The organism is Streptosporangium sp. G11 (assembly GCF_051192615.1).
GTDB lineage: Bacteria > Actinomycetota > Actinomycetes > Streptosporangiales > Streptosporangiaceae > Streptosporangium.
In genome coordinates, this window is sequence record NZ_JBPJUQ010000014.1 from 1 (window position 1) to 12,446 (window position 12,446).

Consider the following 12,446-nt stretch of genomic DNA (forward strand, 5'->3'; position numbering starts at 1 on the left):
ATCTGGGGGCGACCACCACCCCAGCCCCGCACCCTCCGCCGCACGTTCGTCTACCGGCTATGAGGAACGCGGCACTAGCGTTGCCGCGTCCGACTGATTTCTACCCGACTGGAAGGAAAAGCTGATGACGCGACAGCTGGCCGAACGTCCCGAGGACGTACCCGCCGTCTTCGCCGAGCGGTTCAACCGCGGTGACGCGGAGGCCGTGGCGGAGGTCTACGAGAGCGAGGCCGTGTTCGTCCCCGAGCCGGGCACGCCGCTGACCGGGCAGCGGCTCAACGCCGCCAACGGCCGCTTCCTGGACCTGGGACTGCCGATCACCGTCCGGCCACGGTACGTCTACACCACGGGCGACCTCGCCTTGCTGATCGTCGACTGGTCCATCGACGGCACGGACCGCGACGGCCGGCCCGTGCGCATCGAGGGCACCGCCACCGACGTCGCCCGGCGCGGGCAGGACGGGTACTGGAGGTACGCCATCGACAACCCCTTCGGCGTACGGGCGGAAACCGGCGATCAGGAAAATCCCTGATGGTCGCCGTCGCTTGTTCACCCCGCCAAACGCCGTGCGAGATCGACCAGTTCCGGCAGGCGCAGCACCCGCTCGCCGGAGCCCGGGAGGGGGACGTGCAGTAGCCCTTTCCAGCGTGCGGGGATCGCGTCGACTCCGTAGACCGCACCGGCGAGGCCACCGGTGACCGCGGCGACGGTGTCGGTGTCGCCGCCCAGGTCGATCGCGACGCGTATCGCGTCCTCGTAACGGGAAGTCGTACGCAACGCCCAGACTGCCGAGCCGAGGCAGGGCCAGACGGCACCGTTGAACTCCGTGGCGTCGCCGGGATGCCACTGCGGCGCGAGAACCGTGGAGTACCGCTCGCGGTGGTCGGGATCGACGAGGGCGAGACTGCCCGGGAGAGCCGCGACGGGATCGGCACCCTCCAGTGCCACGCGCAGCAGGTCGTGGAAGACGGCCGTTCCCTCCCAGGCCGCGGGGTCTCCGTGGGTGAGCGCGGCGATGCGACGGGCGGCGTCCATGGTGGCGGCCTGTCCATGGCCGGCGAAGTAAACCGCGGAGGTGGTGGCCCGCATCAGTGAACCGTTCCCGGCGGCCCGGTGATTGATCTGGAAGTGAGTGGTGGCCGCTCGGTCCCAGGGCATGCCGTTGGTCAGGACGTCCTCGGTCTGCAGCCCGATGTCCTTGGGATCACAGGACGCCCACCGCTGAAAGCGGGCGAAGATGTCCGGCAGGTCCAGTCCCCCGCGTTCCAGCAGCGACTCCGCCAGATGCACGGCCATCTGCGTGTCATCGGTGGCCTCACCGGCTTCCCAGCCGCCGCCCCCGCACATCTCGTTGTCCTGGGCGGGAACGGGAAACCGGGTGGAGAACACCCCTGCGAGGCCGAACTCGAAAGGGGCACCCAGCGCGTCGCCCACCGCCGAACCCACGACAGCGCCGACGGCCCGCTGAGTACGGTTCATCCCGGCAGCTTACTGACCGCTCTTGACGCTCAAACTGCCACCGGGGCCGCGGCACCACTTTCTCGGATGCGTGCGCTCGGCAGAGCAACCCGATACGGCCCCGGCGAAGGCGTTGCCCTCCCGACGGCGCCACCTCGGAGCAGGGGCCCGCGACCGTCCTGAACCCCACCCTGCCCGTTCTCTTCCAGTCAGCGCCGCCCCATTCGGTTACGCGTTCTCCGACGGACTGTACTGGGAGCGGTTCACCGTGAAGGCTTAAATCGTCCGGTATGCGAAATCACATGAGGTGAGCTATGTGGCGCAAGATCGCATTGGCCGTCGCCATCCTGTTGACGGCGGCCGGCGTCGCGGTCGGAGCCCAATCCGTGAAACCTCCGGCGCGAGAGCCAGCCGACATAACTGACTATTCAGACCAGGAACCCGATAAATCCGCAGGCAGTAAGAAGTGGCCACGATCCGCGCGGACAGAGGTCGCGGTCCGGTTCCTTCCCGGCAACAGGGTGGAAGTACGAGTCGAGCACGTTGCGGCGCTCAAGGCCGCGGATCCGATCTTCATTGATGCTCGAACATTCGACAGCGTGGGAATCAGTCCGGCTGACCTGTTCTCCAGTGTGGCCACCGTGACCGTACATGTGTGGAACAGCACGGTCACGATCGGGACCACCGCCGACTACAAAGCTCCCGAGGTGACCATCCCCGCCGGCGGCACCGAAGGCAGCATCCGCCTGATCGGTTATTTCGAGCTCGAACGCTCGTCGGCACTCCTCGACCAGATCTCGGTGACCCTCGGCCCTGGCCGGCAGCCGGAATGGGAGGAGAGGCCGCTGCTCCAGGAACTGGACTCGCATGCCGTCCGGTTCAGTGTCACCGACGGTGCCGTCCTCGGCTCCTACGAGGAAAGCCTGCCGACCGCTCAGGATCGGCAACATGCCGTCTACGATCCGGCACCCGACGGCGATTTCGCCATCACCATGCTCCGGGACGGAGCGGAGCAGATCAGCGGTTCGGCTCCCCGCCCGCGGCGAGGACTGTATCCGGTCGTCTTCATCGCCACATGGCTGGTCCTGCTGGTGGCCCTGTGGCGAACCATGCGACCCGCGGTCAGAGGGGTCGCCATTGCGGCGATGCTTCTCACGCTGACATCCGGAGTGCTGCTCGACGGACATGACAGCGTAGAGAGAGCGCTGGGAGCGGCTTTCCTCCTCGGGGTTCTGCCGATCGGAGCGGTCGTCGCGGCCCGGTTGTCCCAAGGCGTGCGACCGTGGTCCCCCCGCGATACGGCCTTCTCACTGGCGGGCGCCGTGGCCCTGCTCGGAGTCACACAGATTTGGATGGACGGGCACATCGTCTGGTGGCGGGCCCTCGCGGCCTTGGCCGTCCTGATCACCGTCGCGATCGTCACCTCGCGTCGCTGGGGCATCCTGGCGGCATCGGCCTGCGCGCTCCTGCTGGCAACCGAGATCTACGCCTGGATCTGGAGCTTCGAATACGAATACACCATGCGCCTTGAAAGTGCTGAATTCTTCCAAACGTTCGTCACGCTCGTGATTTTCGGAATTCTCTGGGCCCCGGTCTCCTTCGCCGTCGTGAGGCTCACGGGGACGGCAGCTCCTTATTTCTCCGCCAGAAGGCTTGCACTGCTGAGCGGTGTGGCCTTCCTGTCCCTGGCGAATTTCGTGGAACCCGATTTGAGGGGGAGCGATGGTCCTCTCAGTATCCCGGGGACCAACTACTTCACCGAGGGCTTCGGCTCGCTTTCCCTGGTGCTCCTGCTGTACGGGGCCGCCGCCTTCCTGTGGTCTCGGGGCGGCAGCGGCACGAACCTCACCGAGCGCTCGGTGCAGGCGGCCGGGCTGACCTACTGCGTCATGATCCTCACTCCACTCGTCTACTCCGAGGTCGCCGTAGTCGGTGTGGCGGTCGCGATCCCGGTCTGTGCCTGGCTTCAGTGGCCCGCGCGCACGCGGCGAGCCGCTCGGCTCGCGGTGGTGTCCACGCGGGTGTACGCACGGGTGATGCGGTTGGAATCACAGCGGCGCATGCTCGCCGCCGCCGCCCGGATCCTGAGCCGGGAGGCCCCCGGCAAACTGGCCGCGGGGGAGATCACGCCCGCGGAAGTCGCGGAGCGGATGCGCGGGCTCGAACCACACCGGCCGCGCGGGGGCCCTGCCCACATCTCGGTCGGGTCGGCCGCGGAAGGTTCGTCCGCGGGCTTCACCCCTCGACAGAACGCGGCGTCCGCGCTCGGGCTCGGCCTGCTGATCAATCTGCCGCTGGCGGGTTACTACCTGTATTCGCTCGGGCCAGGCTGGATGAACGAGTTCCCGATCATCCAACTGGTACGCGAAATCCTCTGGGTCCTGCAACCGGCGTTGATGGCCTTCGTGTTCGGCTATTTTTATCCGGCACTGCGCGGTCGCGGGCCGTTCGAGAAAGCGGCGGCCCTGTTCCTCACGACCATTCCCATATATCTGGTGGAACTCTGGGGAAGCCTCATCACCTCGAACATCCCGGGAGCCCTGCCCTGGTTCGCCATCCGGACGGGCAACTTGGCGGTCACCTGCCTGACCCTCGGCCTGTACTGGGAGCACAGAATGCTCCAGGCAGCCGGGCTCACCCGGAGCGAGGCCCGCCAAGATCTGTGGCGCCAGTCCTTGGCCCCCGCGGCGACCGCCATCCTGATCGCGGCGATCACCACTGCGGTCACCGTGACGACCAGTGCGTCACTGGCCATTTGGCTGCCCCGGCCTCGCTAGACCACGTCCTCGCAACGGACGAACATCGATCACCGTGGCCATCACCGGCGGGGACACACAACGGCCCGCTTCGACCGCGTGTTCGGCTCCTCTGCGACAAAGGTCTCGGTTCAGGCGGCGGGAACCCGAGGTGTCAAACGGACCTCGACGTCCGCGTCCAACGCACGTGCCAGGCGCTCCAGAACCGGCAGGGTGGGAACGGTTCCCCCCGCCTCGAACCGCGCCACCGCCGACTGGGTCATACCGGCCACGCGCCCCAGGTCGTTCTGGCTCCATCCGCACCCCTCACGCATGGCCCGGACCGTCTTGCCCAGCTCATAGGCGAGGCGCGTGGCCTCGTAGGCCTCGGCCGCACCGGGCTCGGCCATCCGGCGATCTCTGAGCTCCTGCCAGCTCTCCTGCTCGCTCATATCGCTTCTTCTTCCTCGTCGACGGTGTGCGCCTGTTCGACACAGCGACGCATTGCCCGGCGAGCCCGCTCAACCTCACGATCATCACGTGTCCGCGTCTTGTGGAACACGGTCAAGAGCACGATCCGGCGGTAAGGCGCGATCCAGTAGGTGATGCGCATGGCAAACTCGTCGAGATGAAACCGGAGCTCGCGAAGTTTCCCGTCAAGCTGCTTCGTGTACGGCTCCCCCAGGAGGGGCCCTTCCTCAGCCAATAGCTCGACGTAGAAGGCCACCCTCGCGAACGACGCCGCAGAGAGATCTTCAAGCCACTTCCGAACCTCTGGTTCCAGCTCTACGGTACCCAGCTCATAGCGTTGATGCTATGAGCCACGCGTCTGTCACGCTCTGCTTTCGCTCGAACACGATGATGCGCAAGGGTTTTGATCTCGCAATTCGAACGTCAGCGGCTCGCGTCAGCGGACACACGCTGAAATTTCCGAAGTGTTCCGGGTCCATCGCGAGGAAGCTTTGGCCGCCTTCCTACCCGCTTTCTTGTCCGCCTTTGCGTTCGCGGCGGGGCCGGTTCGGGCCAAGGCGACGGTGTGAAGGATCTGCGGTTCCTTCGCCCCTCATCCGGCGAGGTTCAGCTCGACCGGGCGTGCGCGTACGCGGTCATGGCGTCGCGCATGTACGCGGCCAGGCCCTCGGCGATCCGCCCGTAGTTCGCCCTGAACCCCTCGTCGTCGACCCGCATCTGGCCCAGCTTGTCGACACGCGTCTGGAACAGGTGCGCGACGCGGCCGACGGCGTCGTCCAGGTCACCCGGTTCGACCTGGGCCGTCCAGATGATGACGAGCTCCCCGCCGGGACCGGTCTCGTCCTGTTCGGCCCACCGTGCACGGCTCTGAAATATGACAAAAAGAGGATCAAGGGTATTCAAGGCCACCGCAAGGCACCTGTAAGGCCCTCGGCTTATCACTGAAGGACATCGACGCCGAGGAGCCCCCATGAGCAGCCTCTTACAGCTCTCCAGCGAGCAGCAGCGACTCGTGCCCGACAGCCCCGCGTCACACCGCCGGCAGGCCGCCGCCACCGTGACCGGCGCCCTCCTGTTGAGCCTGACCTGCGCCGTCTCGCTGGCACCGCCGGCAGCCGCCGCGGCCCCACCGTTGAAGGGCGCTGGAACCTGCGCGAACATCGACATCGTCTACCGGCCCCAATCCGCGTTCCCCGACACCAGCCAGGGACGTTTCGCCTTCAGGGCGCAGGCGACCACCATCGAGAAAGCGGTTCTGTGTCTCGTCAACGCCGAGCGGACCAACCTGAAACCACTGAAGAGATACCTCTCGCTGGGCAAGAAGGGAGCCCCCACACTCGGCGCCGCCGCGGCCGGGCACGCCGCGGATGCCGTCAAGCTGCGCTGGTGGGGAAAGGCGGAGCCGGGTAAGAACTGCCGTCCCGTGAAGGGCGACCCCGGCCAGTGCGACCCGCACATCAACCCGCAGACCGGCTCGACCCCGCTCAGCCGCGCCCAGGCGGTGGGCTACGGTCGCCGCTGCGCCTCCTTCTCCATCGGCGAGAACACCTACGCGGGATGGGGAACCTCCTCCGTCACGCCGCGGGCCGCTGTCACGTGGTGGATGAACAGCAAGCCACACCGCGACGCCATCCTCAACCCGGCTTTCAGCGAGATGTACACCACGGCAGCCTGGGGAAGCGCGGACCCGGCCGCCGGATCCATCACCCCGGCCGCGACCTACGTGCAGGTGTTCGGGCACTGCGGCTGACGTCTCCATCATTCCGAGCCACCCGGCGAGGACTTTAAGGGGGCGGAGCACGGCGGAAAGATATCTGGTGTTGTTCGCAAGAGTTGACCGCAGTTGCTCACCAGGTGTGACTGCGGTTATCGACATGGGCATGCCGGGTCGCGCCGCCGGTTCCGTCCACAGCGCCATGCCCGCTCAGCGCCGCACATGACCGGCGGGCCGTCCATGAGCCGCCATGACGGTGACACTACGACGCGGTTCAAGCTATGAGCAGGCGGAGGCCGAGATCTGCCGCGTCGAGGTCGGCGAGGTCGCTGTTTCGCTCGGCCCACCGGCCGGAGTCGAGGTCGTCGCCGAGGCTTCGCACCGCCCGCTGCTCGGCCTCCGGCCCGACCCTCGTCCACACCGACATCGCACGGCGCACGTGATCCTCCAGATACGCCGCCGGTCGGCGCCAGTACGCCTCGAACAGGCCATCGGCACAGTTCCACGGGATGGGCACCGGCTCAGCGCGGGCGCCGATCGCGTCGGCCATCCCAGCAAGCGAGGGAAATCCCGCGAGGACAACGGCGAACTCGGGCAGGTAGTCGCGGGTGAGCCAGAACCGGTCCTGCCATCCGGGCTCGTCGGTGTCGAACGTGAGCACCACCACGCGGTGGGCCACGCGCCGCATCTCGCGCAGCCCCGCTATCGGGTCCCCCCAGTGGTGAACGGTGGAGACGGCCATCGCGACATCGAAGGACCGGTCCTCGAACGGCAGGCTCTCCGCGGTGGCGGCCACGCACGGCGCCGAGCCGGCAGGCCGCTGCCCCCGCATGACCGCCGATGGCTCCACCGCGGTCACGTCGCGATCAGCAGGCTCGTAGGAGCCGGTGCCGGCCCCGACGTTCAGCACCGTCTGCGCGTCCCCGAGCGCGTCCCAGATCTGCGCGGCGATCCGCAGCTCGGTACGCCGTGTCGCGGTGTAAGCGCTGCCGATCGCGTCGTACAGCCGTGCACCGAGCATCTCCAGTTGCTCCTCCGGCGTTACCTTCAGGCCCTTCGCCCGTGCCTCGAGTTCCCTGTCGATGGCCGCCACCATGGCGTCAGCGCGATCACGCCGCTCCAGCAGCAGGCCGCGCAGTCGGCGCAGGTGCGCGACCGCGTCGGTGGACGGGTCTCCGACCAGTTCCGCGACCTCCCGCAGCCCGAAGCCCAACCGCCGATAGGCCAGCACCTCCCGCAGCCGCTCCACGTCGCCCGCCGAATAGGCCCGGTACCCGGCCGCGGTCCGCGCCGACGGCCGAACGAGCCCGATCTCGTCATAGTGATGCAGCGTGCGGACGCTCACGCCGGCCAGCTCGGCCACGTGTCCCACGGTCCAGTGATCCTCCACGGCACCGACTATGCAGTCTGACGCCACGTGAGGGTCAAGAGCCTCACTCACGGCAGCGAGAGCCGAACGCGAAGCAGCGGTCCGAGGCGACTCCTGCAAGCCAGAGCGATGGTCTGGTTCAGAGAAGCTCGCATCCGCTGCCCGATGCTCTGACCCGACCCCGCCCACGACTGGGAAACTCAGACGGGCAGGTCCCAGCTCGGCCCGCCGGGGTCACCCAGCCAGACATGCTGACGCTCCCCGCTCACGGTGAGCCCGTACGCCGGGCCGCGCAGACATCCGGTTCGGGTGAGCCGGTCGGCGAGGTCACGACGGAGCCGTGCGGCCAGGCCGGGCGTGCCATGGGTAGTCACGGTCGTCTCTCCCGAAGCAGGTCGGCGATCGTCAGGCCTGTGCTGTCTTCAATTGATGTGGTCAGCTCGGTCAGGTGGAGCGGTGGTGCACCCATGCTCGCCCTGCCTCAGCGGCTCGCGCACGAAAATCGTGCCCTTCCTCCGGGCCGAACCGGGCCTTGTAGAGACGGAACATCGTCCACAGCGCGGCCAGGGCGGTTACGGCATCCGCGGGTGCGGACCGCCAGGCGGGCACCCGGGCGAGAAGCGCCTCGGTCTGCTCCGGGGTATGGCCCGCCTCGACGAAGCGGGGGGCGAGCATGACAGCGTCTATCCAGGCCGCACCGCGCGCCGCGAACGCCCAGTCGATGACGTACGGCCGACCGTCATCGATCCGGAAGTTGCCGGAGTGCAGGTCGTAGTGGAGAAGAGTGTCGCCGCCCAGCGCATCGGGATCGAACTTGCCGAGCGCCGTTTCATACATGGCCCGGTGCGGCAGTTCCTCAGCGGAAAGAGCGAGCAGCCGCGCAGCCTTGGCCTGGAGCATCGTGACGTTCGCGGCGACGTCCGGAACGTCGTCCTGGCCGGGGCACGGGGTGAGCGCCTCGTTCAGAAAGGTCAGGGTGTCCAGGACGAGCGGCACGTCCGGTGAACCGGGCGACAGATCGGCGTCGCGACCGTCGACGTACTCGTGCAGCAGCGCGATCCACCCCTCGACCTCGCCGCTCCACAGCAGAGGAGGCGCGGGCAGGCCAGGCGGAAGTACGGCGCCCGCCCTCCGCTCCCGCGCGTACAGCGACGCGGCCGGACTGGTGATGGAGATGGCCTTGAGGAAAACACTCCCATGGTCATCGGTGTGCAGGCGCGCGGCGAGCCCCGGCATGAGCCCCTTGGTCACCGGTTCGGCCTTGAGGACCTGGCCGATCTGCTTCTCGACGGTGCCGCGTACGTTGCCGGGAAGGTCGTCCCACTGTGGTTTCACGGTCAGCTCTCCCTCGGGTCGTCGGCGCAGCCCGCGTAGCACTGGCTGCATTCACTGGCGGGTATCCACAGCTTGGGGACAACCGGCAGGCCAGCGGCTCGCATGGCCTCGACGGTAGCCCCGATCGCGGCCACGGGGTCGTGAATCGCGTCCTCTGGGGTGTCGACGGGAGCGTGATGGATGAACCGGCCGGCGACCTTGGCGCAGAACTCCTGGTACTGGCGGGTGTACGCCAGGAAGGCGTGCCATCCGATGTCCACCTGCTTGGAAGGGGACAGACGCGCGTCCGGGTTGAGCGCGCACGCGACCAGGAAGGCCAAGGCCTGCTCCATGACGCACACGGCGTCCTCCGCAGGGATGTCCTCCTCGCGGGCGATGCGGTCGATCAGAAACCCGAACAGTTCCTCGGGGATGAGGGTACGAGGGTTGGCCAATTCGTCGTCGGTGAGCTGAGCCGTTGTAGCAGCAGCCATTGCAGCCTCCGTTACACGGGCGATTCTTGAGGGAATCTCGCGCGATGATGCGGCCCCCACAGGAGATGAGCGATAGACGAGTGAGCTCGACACGTCTGAAGTGAGTGGGAAGGAGCGCATGCCTTGACGCTAAGGAGGGTGCCTACCTGCGGACCAAGGAGTTTGAGTCCCTTTGCGGAACAGCTCGCGCTGTGGGCAATGCCCCTGCCACGCCGTGCAAACTCGCGCAAAGTCCTTGAGGTGCTATCGCGCTACGCCCACGCTCAGTGGCGTGGTCATCCGTTTTCTGGTCGGAGGAGAAGCCCCGTGACGCTGCGTTTCCTCGGTAAGGACACCATCGACGGCGGTTCGCCGACGCTGTTCGACGACGGCGACAGATACGTGCTCCAAGGCTGGATTGTCGCCGATCCGACCGTGCTCAGCTGGTTCGGTCTCGCTGACCACGAAACCGTCGCCGAAGTGCCGAAGGAGCTCATGACGTTCCTGCCGGAAGGCGTGACCGTCCCCACCGGATCGCCCCTGGTGCTCGATCGTGGCGAAACGTACGTGTTCCAGGGCCCGCTCATCACCGACCCGATGGTGCTCGCTCAGCTGGACCTGCCCGACCATGAGACAGTGATCGAGATCCCGAAGACCGTGCTGGAGGTGACCGGTGACCTGGAACCCCGAGGCGCTGACGTTTGACCAGTGGACCGCGATGTTCCGCTCATGCGAGCGTTCAGCGGTCCATCTGGAGATGCGTGACCTGTACGCCGTATCCGCCGAGGACCCCATGTTCTCGGCATGGAAGGCGGGCCACCGCGACGACCCGGCCGATGAGGCATCGTGGTGGCGGCCGTGGCTGAGCTTGATGCGCGAAACGACTAGCAGAGGCGTGGAGGTCAAGCGGGCCCGGATCGTGTCGGAGCCGGTGACCGAGTACATCCGCTTCGAGTACGACGTGTCCTTCACCAACCTCTTAGCAGGTGAGCAGGTGCGGTGGCTTCCCCGGCGCCTGGCATCCGGGATCGCACTGCCCGGCAACGACTTCTGGCTACTGGACGGAGAGCGGGTGCAGTTCAACCACTTCACCGGAGACGGTGACTGGGCCGGAGTGGAATGGCGCGAAGAACCCGACGTGGTGAAATTGTGCGCGGCGGCGTTCGACGCGGTGTGGGCGGCGGGAACCGACCACGGCGACTACACGCTCGCCTGATCACACACCTCTATCCACACGACCGGTGAGCAGCACCATGTCATCGCCGTCACACGCCGTCACTCAGGCCAAGCAGGCTCTGGGCGCCCGCCTGCGGGAGATCCGCATCGCCGCGCGACTCACCGGACGTGACCTTAGCGACCTGGCGGGATGGCACTCCTCGAAAGTGTCGAGGATCGAGCACGGTCGGCAGACGCCATCCGAGAACGACATCGGCGCTTGGTGCCGTCACTGCGGAGCCGATGACCAGGCCGGTGACCTGGTCGCGTCGCTACGTACCATCGACGAGATGTACGTCGAATGGCGTCGAATGCAGCGCACTGGCTTGCAAAGACTCCAGCAGGCCGCGGTCCCGCTATACGAGCGAACCCGCTGCTTCCGCGTCTACGAGCCGTCGCTGATCCCCGGCCTGTTCCAGACGGCTGAGTACGCCCTGGCTCTCATGCGTGCCGTCGTCGCGTTCCGACAGATCCCCGACGACAGTGCCCAAGCAGTCGAGGCCCGCATACAACGGCAGAAGGTCCTCGACTCCGGTGGCCGCCGCTGCGCGGTCATCCTGGAGGAAGCGGCACTGCGAACCCGAATCGGCGACGCCGAAGTGATGGCCGCCCAACTTGGCCACCTGCTCAGCGTGGCCTCACGCCCCAATGTCAGCCTCGGGATCATCCCGATCCGCGACCGCGTCATGTGGCCCCCCAACGGGTTTTGGATCTTCGATGAGGAACGGGTCTTGGTGGAGACCCTGTCCGCTGAACTGACCGTGACCCAACCACGGGAGATCGCACTGTACGCCAAGGCGTTCGCCGAGCTCGCTGAGCTGGCAGTGTACGGCGCGCCAGCCCGGACGTTGATCACCTCGGCCATCACTTTCTTGGACGCATGACAGCCTGCTCCATAGATAGCTGCTCAGTCAGTTGGGCGAAGCTCGCTCAGGGGTCCGGTAGGGAGCGCGATCCATCCTTCAGAGCGCGCCGAATGAGCTTGGTGCGGCGCCGGAGCAGTCGCCAGACCTTGAGATGCAGCGCGAGCGATGAGAGCAGAGATGACGGCATCTGCCGCGTCATCGGACGTCCGACAAGTCTGTTCATGGACCCCCAGATCCAGCCATGGCGCCGCTTCCTGGAGTTCATCAACCAACTGCGCGAGTCCTCCACGATTCGCCGAGCGTTTGTAACCCTTGTGGGGCAGACCCCAGCATTTGAGCGATGCCGCGGGATAAACCTCCACCACAACACCGGTGCCGCTACGGTCAACCGGCTGGCCTTGCCGGGCAAGCTCGGCGAGGAGGGCCGCACAGCGCATGGCGGTGTGGCCGATGTAATCGGCGGAGACACTCAGGGGTCTGCGGGCCAGCTCCCAAGTCACCTGGTCAGTGACGCGGAGGACAAGCTCTCTGCGCCAGTTAATGCCTGCGATACCGCTGGGCACCTCGACGTGCCCAGCACGGTGAGCCGCGATGAAATCGATGAACTTGTCCGGCCAACCGAGCGGACAGTCGATACCGGCCTTGTCCGCGATCTTGATCGCCTCGACGATCAGATCATCATCCGCCTGAATCCTGAGATCGCGGACCCGGGCACCGTTGGCAGACCAATCAAGCCATGCCACCGCTGTCCGGTCTGCTTCCGCCGCGAGGTCGACTCCTATCGTCAGCACCCTCCCACGATAAGAGCCTGGTCAATCGCCAATGCGTCGC

Annotated in this window: 15 protein-coding genes; 6 read left to right on the top strand and 9 right to left on the bottom strand. The window is 66.7% G+C overall.

The features are described from left to right. Window positions 1-124 precede the first annotated feature (124 nt). Window positions 125-532: a YybH family protein gene (locus ACSDR0_RS16085; RefSeq protein WP_435289604.1), complete on the top strand. Its 408-nt coding sequence runs from the start codon at window positions 125-127 to the stop codon at window positions 530-532. A gap of 17 nt (window positions 533-549) precedes the next feature. Here ACSDR0_RS16085 and ACSDR0_RS16090 read toward each other — a convergent pair whose 3' ends face one another. Then, the gene (locus ACSDR0_RS16090; RefSeq protein ID WP_435289605.1) at window positions 550-1,479 is read right to left on the bottom strand and encodes an ADP-ribosylglycohydrolase family protein; all 930 of its coding nucleotides are present in this window, start codon (window positions 1,477-1,479) and stop codon (window positions 550-552) included. 293 nt (window positions 1,480-1,772) lie between these two features. Here ACSDR0_RS16090 and ACSDR0_RS16095 point away from each other — a divergent pair, with 293 nt between their 5' ends. Continuing rightward, window positions 1,773-4,235, top strand: coding sequence for a hypothetical protein (locus ACSDR0_RS16095; RefSeq protein WP_435289606.1), 2,463 nt, complete (start codon window positions 1,773-1,775; stop codon window positions 4,233-4,235). A 110-nt stretch (window positions 4,236-4,345) separates the two neighbouring features. On the opposite strand, the gene ACSDR0_RS16100 is transcribed toward ACSDR0_RS16095, so the two are convergent. The 3 genes from ACSDR0_RS16100 to ACSDR0_RS16110 form a co-directional block, all read right to left on the bottom strand. Then, window positions 4,346-4,645 carry a helix-turn-helix domain-containing protein gene (locus ACSDR0_RS16100; protein WP_435289607.1) on the bottom strand — a complete coding sequence of 100 codons (300 nt, stop codon included), beginning with the start codon at window positions 4,643-4,645 and terminating at the stop codon, window positions 4,346-4,348. Beyond that, window positions 4,642-4,992 carry a type II toxin-antitoxin system RelE/ParE family toxin gene (locus tag ACSDR0_RS16105; protein ID WP_435289760.1) on the bottom strand — a complete coding sequence of 117 codons (351 nt, stop codon included), beginning with the start codon at window positions 4,990-4,992 and terminating at the stop codon, window positions 4,642-4,644. Before ACSDR0_RS16105 ends, ACSDR0_RS16100 begins: the two co-directional genes overlap by 4 nt. Window positions 4,993-5,270: 278 nt before the next feature. Next, window positions 5,271-5,573, bottom strand: a complete 303-nt coding sequence (locus ACSDR0_RS16110) for a TipAS antibiotic-recognition domain-containing protein (protein WP_435289608.1) — start codon at window positions 5,571-5,573, stop codon at window positions 5,271-5,273. 61 nt (window positions 5,574-5,634) lie between these two features. On the opposite strand from ACSDR0_RS16110, the gene ACSDR0_RS16115 reads away from it, so the two are divergent. Further along, window positions 5,635-6,414 carry a hypothetical protein gene (locus ACSDR0_RS16115; RefSeq protein ID WP_435289609.1) on the top strand — a complete coding sequence of 260 codons (780 nt, stop codon included), beginning with the start codon at window positions 5,635-5,637 and terminating at the stop codon, window positions 6,412-6,414. Between the two features lie 238 nt (window positions 6,415-6,652). Here the strand turns inward: ACSDR0_RS16115 and ACSDR0_RS16120 are convergent, their stop codons facing one another. The 4 genes from ACSDR0_RS16120 to ACSDR0_RS16135 all read right to left on the bottom strand — a co-directional run bounded on the left by ACSDR0_RS16120 (window position 6,653) and on the right by ACSDR0_RS16135 (window position 9,555). Continuing rightward, the gene (locus tag ACSDR0_RS16120) at window positions 6,653-7,768 is read right to left on the bottom strand and encodes a MerR family transcriptional regulator (RefSeq protein ID WP_435289610.1); all 1,116 of its coding nucleotides are present in this window, start codon (window positions 7,766-7,768) and stop codon (window positions 6,653-6,655) included. A 179-nt stretch (window positions 7,769-7,947) separates the two neighbouring features. Then, complete coding sequence (locus ACSDR0_RS16125) at window positions 7,948-8,121, bottom strand: hypothetical protein (RefSeq protein ID WP_435289611.1); 174 nt, start codon at window positions 8,119-8,121, stop codon at window positions 7,948-7,950. Window positions 8,122-8,191: 70 nt separating this feature from the next. Beyond that, window positions 8,192-9,082, bottom strand: a complete 891-nt coding sequence (locus ACSDR0_RS16130; RefSeq protein WP_435289612.1) for a phosphotransferase family protein — start codon at window positions 9,080-9,082, stop codon at window positions 8,192-8,194. A 2-nt stretch (window positions 9,083-9,084) separates the two neighbouring features. After that, window positions 9,085-9,555 carry a glycine-rich domain-containing protein gene (locus ACSDR0_RS16135; protein WP_435289613.1) on the bottom strand — a complete coding sequence of 157 codons (471 nt, stop codon included), beginning with the start codon at window positions 9,553-9,555 and terminating at the stop codon, window positions 9,085-9,087. 306 nt (window positions 9,556-9,861) lie between these two features. On the opposite strand from ACSDR0_RS16135, the gene ACSDR0_RS16140 reads away from it, so the two are divergent. Genes ACSDR0_RS16140 through ACSDR0_RS16150 form a run of 3 tightly spaced genes read left to right on the top strand, consistent with a single transcriptional unit; the run spans window position 9,862 to window position 11,633 of the window. Continuing rightward, window positions 9,862-10,239, top strand: a complete 378-nt coding sequence (locus ACSDR0_RS16140; RefSeq protein WP_435289614.1) for a hypothetical protein — start codon at window positions 9,862-9,864, stop codon at window positions 10,237-10,239. Beyond that, window positions 10,208-10,750: a DUF6879 family protein gene (locus tag ACSDR0_RS16145; protein WP_435289615.1), complete on the top strand. Its 543-nt coding sequence runs from the start codon at window positions 10,208-10,210 to the stop codon at window positions 10,748-10,750. Before ACSDR0_RS16140 ends, ACSDR0_RS16145 begins: the two co-directional genes overlap by 32 nt. Before the next feature lie 25 nt (window positions 10,751-10,775). Next, entirely contained in the window at window positions 10,776-11,633 is an 858-nt protein-coding gene (locus ACSDR0_RS16150; protein ID WP_435289616.1) for a helix-turn-helix domain-containing protein, read from the top strand. Between the two features lie 23 nt (window positions 11,634-11,656). Here ACSDR0_RS16150 and ACSDR0_RS16155 read toward each other — a convergent pair whose 3' ends face one another. Then, window positions 11,657-12,406 (bottom strand): DUF429 domain-containing protein, encoded by a 750-nt coding sequence (locus ACSDR0_RS16155; protein WP_435289617.1) that lies wholly within the window; start codon window positions 12,404-12,406, stop codon window positions 11,657-11,659. Window positions 12,407-12,446 lie beyond the last annotated feature (40 nt).